This is a genomic window from Robertmurraya dakarensis (assembly GCF_900156875.1).
GTDB classification, from domain to species: domain Bacteria; phylum Bacillota; class Bacilli; order Bacillales; family Cytobacillaceae; genus Robertmurraya; species Robertmurraya dakarensis.
In genome coordinates this window covers 1,524,495-1,537,136 of the sequence record NZ_LT707408.1, presented here as the reverse complement: position 1 = coordinate 1,537,136, position 12,642 = coordinate 1,524,495, and the positions used below count along the sequence as shown (strand labels likewise).

The window sequence follows — 12,642 nt, the reverse complement described above, 5'->3', positions numbered from 1 at the left end:
GCCAATGGTTTAAAATGGAAACAACCAAGGGCTTATTTGGTATGCCTTCTTTTTGTCCTCTTCGCCCTTGATAGCCTTTTGTTAAACCATTGGCGTGTTTGTCAAGAGCGATTGCGTGGCCTTACCACATAAAAACTGGAAGGAATCAAAGGGTTAGTGTTAAGTTTTCATAGAACTTTTTACACTACCTTCCCATTCGTATTGTCAAAACTTTTATAAGAAATAGGCTATTAAATACCTTGATAGAGGGCTTTATAAGCAAAAAAATTGCCACCCCCTGAATTCTAAGGATAATTGAGGTTACCACACACCCAACAACCTAGAATGGAAGTGACAATTTGTACCCTCAAATTATAACCTATTTATTAACTTTTATAAACTATCAAGAACAAATGATTCGAACATTACTTACCTTATTAATTGGTAAAAGTATGTTTGATAAGCCAACAGAACAGCCGGTGAATAAACCCTATCGTAAACTTCAGGTAGATGATCTACCGATCATAGAACTACTAGAAAATCTCGATTATCAACTTCTCCTTACTGAATACTTAGAGAAAAACGGGAAACCCCTTAAACCTGTTCAAAGGCGTAAGAATGCAAAAATTTCAGTCCCTAAATCTATGAACTGTCCAAAGTGTGGTGCTCCATCAGATTACCTTTATGCCAATAATGGAGATAAAGGACAGTATCTATGCAAAGTCTGTTCCTGTCTTTTCAATGATAAAAGCCGTTATTCCAAAGAGGCCATTTTGAAGTGCCCTCATTGTTCGAAGACTCTAGAAAAAATCAAGGAACGTAAAGACTTTGATGTGTACAAATGTAAAAACAATGATTGTTCTTACTATCAAAAGAAAATAAACGCAATGTCTTCAAAAGAGAAGAAAAGGTTTAGAAAGGACCCTCAGGCATTTAAACTGAGATACATTTTTCGTCAGTTTCATATTGAATTTCAACCTTTATCCAAAGATTCACCAGAGTTGCCGAGAGTGGATTTATCTAGGATTTATGCATCCCCACATACCTTAGGACTTATATTGACCTATCATGTAAACTATGGCCTTTCGGCCCGTAAAACAGCCGCGATTATGCAGGATGTTCACGGAGTTATGATTTCTCATCAGACGATATTGAACTACGAAAATAGTGTTGCGCTCTTGCTTAAGCCTTACGTCGATCACTATCCGTATGATCTTTCAGATCAATTTTGTGGTGATGAAACTTATATTCGAGTGAATGGACGCTGGCATTATTTGTTTTTCTTTTTTGACGCAGTGAAAAAGATCATCCTATCTTACCCGGTGTCTGCCAATCGAGATACAGCGTCAGCCATTCGTGCGATAGATGAAGTGTTAGTAAAGATGAAAGAGATTCCAAAAGACCTTACTTTTGTAGTGGATGGAAACCCAATCTATCTTTTAGCACAACACTTTTTCGCTCAGCATGATATTTCTTTTGATGTGAAGCAAGTGATTGGGCTTACAAATGAAGACCCAGTCTCAACGGAATACAGACCTTTAAAACAGATTATAGAGAGGCTCAATCGAACATTTAAAGGCAACTATCGCTCGACTCATGGATTTGGTTCGGAAAAAGGATCTGTATCCTTTGTCACTTTGTTTGTGGCCTATTTTAATTTTCTACGGCCTCATGCATCCTTAGAAGGAAAAGTGCCTGTGGTAAACCCTCAATTACAAGGGCTTCCCACCATGCCAGCCCGTTGGACAAAGCTTATAGAGTTAGCCCAACAATGGATTATCGAGCAACGGATAGCCTAACTTTTTGTTTAGCAGAGCCCTTAAGCTATTCAGCAATCGGCGGAGCGAACTCTTGACAAACCGAACTTGCCAATGGTTTAAAATGGAAATAACCAAGGGCCTATTTGGTATGCCTTCTTTTTGTCCCCTTCGCCCTTGATAGCCTGTTGTTAAACCATTGGCGTGTTTGTCAAGAGCGATTGCGTGGCCTTACCACATAAAAACTGGAGGAATCCAGGGTTAGTGTTAAGTTTTCATAGAACTTTTTACACTACCCCTTCTGAAAACCGAAGCAATGCTTTTGCATATCGTAAAGGTGTTTGCCATACCTTTTTTGAAACCTCAGGGGGTAATCGATATAACCTTTCATCAATAGCATAATTGACCTGTACCTCTAATACCCATATGTGTAATTGTGAATCAATCACGATATCAAGAGCAACATCAGCAATGTTTTGCCCTCGTTCTTCTAGGGACTTGCAGATCCTTTTGCTGATAGTGTACATAAGATTTTCTATATTTGTCACTTCGTCATAATTAAGTCCATAATACTTTCTTAGTCCTATCTCAAACGGTACAATTTCCTGACAATGTTTAAGATTTGTCACAACGCTTCTGGGACGAGATACCCGGCAATAGATCCCCGAGCAATTCCAATCTAATGTTTCATCTTTTTGCAAATATAGTCGAAAATCAACTAAACTATACCCATATCGATATGGAACAGCCTGCTGAATGAGGTAACGGCGTTTACTTGTAATTTTTTCCACAAACGCAGAAAGGTCGTTAAAATTCTTTGCAGTTATTGCTTTTCTTCTACCCCGTTTAAGAATGATTCCATCAGTATGCTGCTTTGCTTGATAAATTCCTCGTCCTTTTGAAAGATTACTTGGTTTTATATAAACAGTCTTATACTTGCTCAGCATCTCTATCAGGTTATCAGCTGTGTTCAATCTTCTTGTAAAAGGTAAATACTGGGTTGTAACTGGATCTTTAGATAATAACCTCCAAAATTTCTCCTTGGACAACGAACAGTTATTAAAAATGATTATTTTTTCTACTTCCGAGAGCCTTTTATAGAAAGTTTTCTTCATAAAGGGACGATTAATTAAAACCTTTGGAAATGGGAAAACCCCTTCTTCCCAATCTCCATTTTTCGTATAGTAATAGCCTTTTATTAGTTTATTTTGAATATCAATCTGATCATGACTGCTCGCAAACACTACTCCTTTTAGGGTTTCATAATCTCCAACTCGTTCTTTCAATATCTCAAGTTTTTTCTTGGTCAAATCGAGCTGAGACTTAGATATCATGATTCCTATAAGTGGACCAAATAAGAGTTGATGGCCCTGCATTTCAACCTCGTATATTACATCTCTTGGGAGAGTCACTGATTCAGTAAATTTATTTTCTACTGCTACGCAATCGTCCGGAAGGCTGTTATCTATTTTTAAAGTTTTGGAAATTCTCAATTTCCCGTAATGTAATTCAATTTTATGATCACTTTGCTTTTTCCAATGGTTATAAATCTTTTCATTCACATAAATGTACTTCTCCTCATTCTCTAACCATTTAACATACATCTAACTGTTATCTGCCTTTCTTATTGTTATCGAAAAAAAAAGCCCTTTTAAGATTATGGGCTTGCAGTTCTACCTACCACTTTGGTTCAATAATAATTTTTCGTTTCAACAGATCCACATCAAAACACTGGATTGCACAAATAGATTTTAAATCCACTGTTACACAATTGGATGTTCTCTTTAATGTCATTACATCACAAATTGAATCTGTAAAATTCCCCTTAATGTCTAGAGGGAGAAGTAATGAAACAGTCGCACAGCAATTTTCCTTATCAAATTCTTCAATTCGAAAAAAAGGTGTGGAAAAACATTCCTCTTCTTTTGTATCTTTATTTTTAATAAGACCCCTTAATTTTAATGGTTCTTCCTTCGTTATTAAAAAAAAGGGAATGGTATCAACGCCAGCGATTTTCGCCATTAACTTGCCAAAATATTTGGTTCTGGAATGTATGATAAAATCTTGTAATTTTTTCAGTTCTCCTAGTGCTTCACATAAACAATCTTCATTCATTTCTTGCTGCAATTCACCCACAATTCCATCCCCCCAATCTGTCCTCTTTAATACTATATAGTATAAGTGGACAATGCAGTTGGTGCAGTTAGGGTTTAAAAATAGACTCCTGCACATTACCTTGATGCTAAATAGCGACAATAAGGTATTAGCCTTCTTGCAACCTCGATTTCCCGGTGCTTCGATCCAGGTCTCCAGTTCACCTCAAATATCCATATTTTAAGATTTTGATCTAAGCCTACATCGATTCCCAGCTCATCGAAGGGGTTAGGGTATAAAGTATCAAAATGTGTTGCAAAGGATACCGCAAAACCTTCCAGTAACTGTCTTACATGATTACTTCTATCACCAAACTCTTCCTTTAAGAAAGGCCCAAACTCACCCCTATAGCCGCCACTGCTAATATTGCTGATTAACTTTGCATTTCCACTAACTCGTGGGTAAATCAACGTAACTTCCCATTTTCCAGTACCATTTTTTAAGATATGCAGACGAAAGTCATAGGTTAATCCAGCCTTTGTCTTGCATTCAATAAAAGGCTGCAGTATATATGATTGTTTTTTTAATAATCGTTCAATATATGTGAGCAATCCGCTTTTTTCAAAAAGTGTTTTTTTGACCCCTTCTATGACTTGAAAATTTGTATTAATTTTCTTAATGAATATTATTTTTTTCCCATGGTTTCCTGACGTTGGTTTGATCACTGCAACTGTGTGTTTTTCAAAAAAATCTAGTACTTCCTCACCTTTTCTAACCGCAATTGATGGTATTAAATAATCGGCAAATTCTTCTCCTTTGAGAATCTTTTCATAAACCTTCATTTTATTTCCAACAGAATGACTTGTAAAAATCGCTATTTTTTTTAAACGCTTACTAATTCTCTTTTGCTCAATTGTTTTAGGATTACTGGCATTGATGATAACCTTTGGAAAATCCATTCGTTTTTGTACCCATTTCCCATTATGATAAACCCATCCGTCTATCTTTTTCGCGTTAAAGTCCACTTTGCTATAGGAAAAATAATAAAAATCGATTCCTTCCATTTTAGCCACTGCCGCAAATGAATAAGCTTTTTTTACATGTGAAGGATGTTTTCGATAATGCAGCATTGCAATAACTCCCATATGACCACATCCTTACAAAGGATCCAAGTAAAACTTTATTTCTTTTGCTGCTGTTATGGCATACTTCTTTGCTTGTTCCGCAGTATCGGCGGCAGCAATTACATATGCATATCGATCTCCAAGAGAATAAGGACCTGTTAGAATCGTGCCTTTCTTTGGCTTTACATATACTTCCTTTATTCCTTCCATTTTCGAGGCACGATTCTTTCCCGTTACTTTTATTAACCGCCCTCGTGAATTTATAGTGATGAATCGTGCATAAACAAATTCTGTCTTCGAACGGTTTAAATATGGCTCTTCCCCTAAACATAGTTTTATAACTCTCTCAGCAAGGTTAATCCCTGTGCCTTCAAGGATAATCTTGTTCATTGCCCCGCCTGACATTCTTGGGTTAATTTCTATCAATTTCCACTCACCATCAACATTTCTTAATTCTAGATGGCAATTCCCGTTTGTTAAACCAAGCTCGTGAATAATATCTGTAACGACTTTTTCCAACTCCACGTAACTTTCACTTGTCAGGTTTGCTGGAAATAAATATCCTGTAATGATAAAGCGCTCACTGTTTAGAATTTCTTGTTCAATAACTGCAACGATATTTATAAAATTGTTGTACACTAATACTTCTATTAAATATTGCGGCCCCTGTAAATACTCCTCAATAAGGACTGGCGTTGAAGGATATTTTTTCCCTAAATACCTAAGGGACTTTGTAAATTCATCATGGGTCTGCGCAAGTAAAACATCCTTTGAGCCGTTTGAAACAGGGGATTTTAATATAAGCGGCAGCTGCTGTTCAAATTTTTTTGCGTATGATCGTATTGGCTCATCCCAAATAAAAGTCGTATAAAAGGGAGAATATGTTTTTTCTTTAAGAATTTCACGAACACGAGTTTTTTCTTCAATCTTATTTAAAGCTTCATAGGACAATTCCATCAACCCTAATTCTTTTGAAAGTTGTACTGTGTATGAAACATATGGATCTATGAAACTTAAACAAGCTCGAACGTCACATCCATTTTTCATAAGTCTCTTTATCTTTTTTAAAATTTTATTCTTTTCGAGTAGGTCATCAAAGTAAAATAATTGATCTACTTCAGGAAATTCTTTTCTTTGTTTTAGGAATTGTTCCCTATCCGTAAACAAGACGGTGTGGAAGCCCATTTTAGAAGAAGTGATCAAGGCATCTCGGCTTGTTCCCGATTTGTTGCTTCCAATAAAAACAATGGTTTGCATTTTATTTTTCATCCTCTGTTCATTTAAATCACGTACTTCTGCTAACATAAAATATGATTAGTTTGCTTACATGACACTTTCTTATGGAGTTTCTTTTTTTATTTAGAATCCACATAAATATTTCGCATAGAGCATGTTGTGAGTTTTTATTTCTTGAAAAAGCCGATAATTATTCACATAAAGCGGAAGCCCATCATTCGGACTCCGGTGATTCATTTCAATGATCCATATATGATGATTTGTATCAATAGCCATATCAATGGCAAAGTAACCAAAATTCTTATCTGATTGCTCCATTTGGATGGAAGCTTGATATGCGAGAGAAAATACTTTTTCCTTTAATTTAGCTAAATCTTTCTTCTTCCTTCCGAGTATCCTTTCTAATAATTCATCTCCGCCCCTTATTTTTCCACCGCTTGAACGATTGCTTACCACACTCCCTTGAATGCCTTCTCTTCCAACCCAACCCAGACATTTCCAACCGCCAAATTGGTCTTTGAGTACAAAAAGGCGAAAATCTACCGCCTTCTTTTCTGTAAAGATTATATTGATCTTTTGCTGAATTAAGTTTTGCTTCGGTTTAAGATGCATTTCCAAATATGGTTCAATTTTTTCCTTTGGGATATATTCAATATAATTCGTCCCATCTTTCCGAAAACGAACAAGATAATCATCGTTTCTCTCTTCAAATTCTTTAATGTTTCTACCTTTTAATCCATGTACAGGTTTTAAGAATGCACGTTTATGTTTCTTTAAAAATTGGATTAAATCTGAAGGTCTTCGATATAGTTTTGTTATAGGCAAATGAGGGACTAACTTAGGGTTCTTTTTTAAGATTTGATACATGGTCCATTTTGAAAAATAAGTTGAATTGAAGAGATTGTTCCCAATTTGCTCTTGAAAATGCTTTTTAAACCTTTTAGGGATACTAATTCTCCTAAATACAGAACCAGGATAAGGATAAACACCTTCAACCCATCGATGTATTTTAGGATTGTACATAAGACCATAAATTACTTGATTTACTGGATCTACACCCTCAAGTGAAAAGGCAAGAATTGCCCCGGAAAACAAAGGATATTCTTCCACATATTTATTCAAGCGCCGTTTCTTCCGTTTTAGAGATCGATTTGATTTGGCTATTAATATACCAATATAAGGACCTATCAATAATTCATTATTATTCATTGTAATCTGATATTGCGGAAAATCAGGGATGCTTAACTCCTTCATACAAAGACTAGAAATGACAAGATTATTTCTTGGAATTTTTTGATTCTCTTGTAATGTAACTAAAAGGTCTTTAGTCCCAAACTTGACGGTACAGTCCTTCTTTCCTTTTATATTAAGACTTTCTGCTACCATTGGCGGCAATTCGAGAGTACACTGTGATCTCTCTTCTTTCTTTATAATAAAAGTATCTTCCATTTGAACTCCTCATTTCTAACGGGCATCTATGTTAAGGGGTAAAGGAGAAAATTAATTATGACTGTTTTTGTACTTGTTCATTAAAAAACTCCCATACATAATCGGAGTTTCGTAGGTTGCTTTCCATTCGTTAAACAGCTTTGCCTCTCTAAATGAATATCTTAAATCTCTGGCATTGCATTCAATAAGCATTGGATAACCATCATTTCGGATTCCAACATCAAGTCCGATATCTGCTAAATTCAATAGACTGTCTCCAAGCCGACTTGCCACTTTTAAGGATAATTCTGAAATACTCCGATATACCTCTTCATAGGTCAGATGGTGGTTACCAGACAGCACCTCTTGCAAAGTGTAGCACGTACCACCTTTAGCCACATTTGTAACAAAACTGCCTTTTGGGGCCATTTTTGCAACCATCCCTGTAACCTGCCATTCTCCTTGACCATTTCGCTGAACAGAAACCCTAATGTCAAAAGGATTTCCATGAAACGTTGCAAGTGGAATCCGTTCTTGAATAATATATTTTGACCTATTTACGACTTTGTTTAGTTTTTCTGGCCAGTGATCAACTGAAAATATATCTGCTCTCCACTCATTATTTTTTAAATATTTTAATTCCCATTTATTCTCCTTAACCAATGATAATTTCATGGTGCTATTTCCTAGCGTTCCACTGTTTGGTTTAATAATTAACTCTCGATGTTTTTTCATTATCTCCATTACATTTTGTTTAGTTGCCATGGCGGTTTTAGGTAAGTATGGAATACAATTGGTATCTTCAATTAAGATATTGTAAATCCTAAGTTTGCTATACCGGTTCCATTCATTAAAAAAGATAATCCCTTCGCTTCGCAGCTTCCGTATTTTTCTTTTTGCAGCTTTTGTATAATGATAAGCTCTATTGTGAACAATAGAGGGTTTAGGTACTTTAACCCAATCATAAGTTCCTTCATTCCCCATGACAAAAGCACTGAGTTGGTTCTCACCAGATTGAATATCTTCTAATCTAAAGAAGCAGGGTTTCAAATTAAATTTTTTTGCAGCATCTTCATATAAAGAAAGAATCTCCATTTTTTTTCCCCTTTTGATCCTTTTAAATAAAAGGGAACTTGTTAAAATTCCGATATATTTCTTTTCCAATCTTTTCCCCCCTAGACAGGAATAATGATAACAATGAACGATTCTCATGATTCCCTATATAAAATGAAATTGTATTATGAGTTGAGACGGCTAGGGCCTATATTTTTGATTTCTAATCAGGCAGTTTTCCTAATTTCGGAAACAACTAAAATATCTAGAATAAAATATAGTAATTTATTTTATTAAGGTGGTAGTAATTATGAATAACAAACCAAAAGTAGCTATCGTTACCCCAGGATCTTTTCCAATACCTTCCCCCTCCTCAAGTTCAGTTGAGACAGTTGTTTATACGATAGCCAATAACCTTAAAAATAATATAGACTTCACCATACTAGGAAAAAAATCCAAAGAGCTGCCCTACCAAGAGCAATCGAATGATATTTCCTTTATTCGATTCAGGTTTAAAAATTGGAAAACATATATAAATAAAGTGATTAATCACCTGATAACATTGAACCCTCATATTATACAAATTGAAAATCGTCCTAAATACATTCCGTATTTAAAAGAACATTTCCAAGATACCCCTCTTATCCTTTCCCTTCATTCAACAAACTTTATAAGCCGATCGAGGATAAGCAATGAACAGCTAAGACACTGCATTAATTTATGCACGAAAATTATTGTTAACAGTCAATTTTTAAAAAATCATTTAATAGATAAAACTGGCTGTGCAGAGGATAAAGTTTTCGTCAATCATCTTGGAGTGGATGTAAATCAGTTTAAATCAAAGTGGAATATTAAGGATAAAGCAATGGAAGAAGATACAATCAGACAGAGTTTAGGCATTAAGGATCAGCATGTTCTTCTATACGTCGGGAGACTTAGGAAAATGAAAGGTGTGCACAAACTTTTAGAGGCTTTTCCTTATATTATTGAGAGTAATCCTAATACAATATTAATCATTGCAGGAAGTGCATTTTATGGGACAAACCGAATTACAGGATATGTACAGAAACTAACTGAAAAGGCAAAGCAATTCCCGGATCAAATAAAGTTTATTCCATTTATCCCCCACGACGAAATTCATCGATGGTTTAAAATTGCTGATATTGTTCTTGTTCCGTCTATTACAAAAGAGGCCTTTGGATTAGTAAATGTAGAAGCGATGGCAACGGGTGTACCTGTAATTGCGACAAGAATAGGGGGTATGCCGGAGATCATACAGCATGGTGAAACAGGATTTCTTGCGGACAAATTTAATATGGAAATTGAGCTAGCTGCATACGTCAATCAGCTTTTATCTGATCCAATAAAAATTAACAAAATGGGAGAAAACAGCATTAAACGTGTTCATGAACACTTTACCTGGGAAAAATGCGCAAGCAGACTCAATCATTTATATAAAGAGATCAACTGTACATTTGAAATAAAATAAGAAAATGACGGCCAATTCTCAAAATGGGCCGCCATTTTTTTTAACTAAATATCTCTTAATAATGTACAATTTGTTTATTTGATGATTCTATTTCAGTATTTTCATTGAAAACCTCAAAATTTTGTAAACGAACAGCATAATAAAAAGGTTGATAACGTATCTTTAAATATTGTTCATAATCCATCTTCTTAAACCCTTTAAAACTAGGGAAAATGTTGGCCTCTAAAATCCATGGATATCCTTCCTGGTCCAATGCAATATCCAATCCAAATTCACCAAAATGTTGATCCTTCTTTTCAACTTTTTTGCAAAACTTGTGACAAATTTTTAAAATATGTTTTCGTATCTCATAATAAGGTAGATTCAAATGTGACCTGCTTATTGCCTCTTCTAATGTTATTGCTTCTCCGCCTCTGGCAATATTCGTAATAACCTCGTTTTCTCCTGCCACCCTGCATTCAATCCCTGAACAATTCCATGTTGTCCTATTTGCCTTTTGCATAACAACCCGTATATCAAAGGGTCTTCCATTAATTCTTAATAGAGGAATATATGTCTGAAAAATATAATCCATCTCAAAAACATTTAGACTTTCCAATAATTTATAAATTTGTTCTGGTTCATAGAGATAATGAACAACGTGATCCTTCTGCTGGTAATCATAAAGAATATATTCATGGTTTTTGGTTTCTTCTAGAATTAAAATTCCTCTTCCCCGCGACAAGCTGGCTGGTTTTAGTATTACTTTGCCCTCTTCTTTTAAGAAGCGAATTAAATCCTCTATATTACTTTTTAAAAAGTAAGTTTTAGGAATATGCTTGTGAATCCTAGGAACTTCCTGCAGTTCAAAAAGGTCCGATTTCTTAAAATGATAAGAATTAAATAGTTGATTTCCTGTTAATTTGATTAATTGCCGGATGTGACTTTCATTCTGATGGAAATTTCTTCGGTACAATACTGCTGGGATAGGAGCAGAACCATATTTCCATTTTTTTTGTTGAGGATCATATACCATTCCGTATGCAATTTTCTCTTCCCAGTCCACTGAACGTGGTGAGAAAGCTATGACTAATCCTCCAAATTTTTCATAGTCACCGAACCGATCAGTGAATTTTTCCATATATTTAAGGTGATATTGAAAATTCTTCTCCCCTAGCAATAATCCTATGGATGGTCCAACTATGCAAGTTTCATTTGTAAATCTAAGCTGATAAACACATTCTAACGGGATCTGCATTTTTTTTAATAAAGAAGTTGATACAAAAATCGGAATGGGTGATTGAATAAAATCCTTCTTATAGGGGATCTGATCATCATAGGTAATAAATTTACAGTCTACTTCTTTTATACCGAATTTAACGCTGTCTGGTTGAAATGAAAGGATTTTTTTTACTCTTTCCGGTACCTTAATGACGTCCTCAACATCAAAATACTCTATAAACTTTACCCATGTCTGTAATTCAAGATTTTTAAGGCTCATCTTTTGGTTGGTGCTCTCTGCTCCTAAATCATTCTGTTCCATTAAAAATCCATCAACATCTTCTTTTGAATCTGTATTCCTACTTGACCATTCTTCTTTTATTTGCTGAGATAACATGGATGTTCCTAATTCAAAAGGCCATTTGATGATTTTTTTTAAAAGATCCCTATCTGATTTCTGAAGCTCAATCAAAAGATCTAATATAGGACAAGTAGCTTCTAGTTGTACTTTTCCTTCTTCACATACAACAAATTTCAAGCCTAATTCGTGAATGCCGGGAAAATAATAATGGACTAGTCTAAGAAACTTTAAGCTGATTTCATTAATTTTAGAGTATATATTGTCTGAACTGTGATTTTCTAAAAGATCCTCATTTGGATGTACGTTATGATCCGAATCTTGTCTAGAAACTAAATGGGTTATCCAATCATTTGATGTTCCCTTTTGTGCGACAACATGAATAAAAGAAGAGTTCAGAGGCATCTCTTCCGTAGCGGTATAATTTTCTAAGTCAGGATAAGATTGCATTAATTCCCTAATAATTTTTTTGGAAAGCGTATTCTGCTCATTGATTACTATAATTTCTTCCTGCTGTGCCAACAAATATAATTTATTTAGATTTTTTTGTTGATGAAAATTTGTAGGATTATAGATAATCGGCGGGATACTTACATTTTCATTTTTACTAAACTCTCCTTCTTCTAGGGAGATAGCGTCCCCCTTTAGTTCCTCCATATAAATATTATTTATATTAAAAAATAACACCTTTAACCCAAAATCCTCACCCATTTTTGCAAAGTGACAAACAAGTTGGTTGAGAATTCCAGCACTTTTTTTTTGAATTAATCTTTTCCATTCCCGCCAAGGTAAAATGATTCCAATTGTTTCCGTATGCATTCCTTTACCTCCTAAACTGTCATACAGACCTATTAAACATTTGTATTCCTCATAGCATTTAGAAGTATAGGCGTACGACTGCATTAAACTGAATTTATCTCTTAT

9 protein-coding genes are annotated in these 12,642 nt (G+C 34.9%); 2 read left to right on the top strand and 7 right to left on the bottom strand.

Annotation, left to right across the window (positions count from 1 at the left end; translation table 11 throughout):
• The first annotated feature begins 338 nt into the window (after positions 1–338).
• Positions 339–1,778 carry a DDE-type integrase/transposase/recombinase gene (locus CZ487_RS08610; RefSeq protein ID WP_077211709.1) on the top strand — a complete coding sequence of 480 codons (1,440 nt, stop codon included), beginning with the start codon at positions 339–341 and terminating at the stop codon, positions 1,776–1,778.
• A gap of 245 nt (positions 1,779–2,023) precedes the next feature.
• Here the strand turns inward: CZ487_RS08610 and CZ487_RS08605 are convergent, their stop codons facing one another.
• From CZ487_RS08605 to CZ487_RS08580, 6 genes are all read right to left on the bottom strand, one after another.
• On the bottom strand, positions 2,024–3,298 hold the full coding sequence (locus tag CZ487_RS08605) for a YheC/YheD family endospore coat-associated protein (protein ID WP_077211708.1): 1,275 nt from the start codon (positions 3,296–3,298) through the stop codon (positions 2,024–2,026).
• A gap of 115 nt (positions 3,299–3,413) precedes the next feature.
• Complete coding sequence (locus tag CZ487_RS08600) at positions 3,414–3,872, bottom strand: CotY/CotZ family spore coat protein (RefSeq protein WP_237562820.1); 459 nt, start codon at positions 3,870–3,872, stop codon at positions 3,414–3,416.
• A gap of 95 nt (positions 3,873–3,967) precedes the next feature.
• Positions 3,968–4,975: a YheC/YheD family protein gene (locus CZ487_RS08595; protein ID WP_077211707.1), complete on the bottom strand. Its 1,008-nt coding sequence runs from the start codon at positions 4,973–4,975 to the stop codon at positions 3,968–3,970.
• A 12-nt stretch (positions 4,976–4,987) separates the two neighbouring features.
• Entirely contained in the window at positions 4,988–6,211 is a 1,224-nt protein-coding gene (locus tag CZ487_RS08590; RefSeq protein ID WP_077211706.1) for an ATP-grasp domain-containing protein, read from the bottom strand.
• A 102-nt stretch (positions 6,212–6,313) separates the two neighbouring features.
• The gene (locus CZ487_RS08585) at positions 6,314–7,639 is read right to left on the bottom strand and encodes a YheC/YheD family endospore coat-associated protein (protein WP_077211705.1); all 1,326 of its coding nucleotides are present in this window, start codon (positions 7,637–7,639) and stop codon (positions 6,314–6,316) included.
• Positions 7,640–7,690: 51 nt separating this feature from the next.
• Positions 7,691–8,782, bottom strand: a complete 1,092-nt coding sequence (locus CZ487_RS08580; protein WP_077211704.1) for a YheC/YheD family endospore coat-associated protein — start codon at positions 8,780–8,782, stop codon at positions 7,691–7,693.
• Between the two features lie 199 nt (positions 8,783–8,981).
• On the opposite strand from CZ487_RS08580, the gene CZ487_RS08575 reads away from it, so the two are divergent.
• Positions 8,982–10,160: a glycosyltransferase family 4 protein gene (locus tag CZ487_RS08575; RefSeq protein WP_077211703.1), complete on the top strand. Its 1,179-nt coding sequence runs from the start codon at positions 8,982–8,984 to the stop codon at positions 10,158–10,160.
• A 55-nt stretch (positions 10,161–10,215) separates the two neighbouring features.
• Here CZ487_RS08575 and CZ487_RS08570 read toward each other — a convergent pair whose 3' ends face one another.
• Complete coding sequence (locus CZ487_RS08570; RefSeq protein ID WP_077211702.1) at positions 10,216–12,537, bottom strand: YheC/YheD family endospore coat-associated protein; 2,322 nt, start codon at positions 12,535–12,537, stop codon at positions 10,216–10,218.
• Positions 12,538–12,642: the final 105 nt, after the last annotated feature.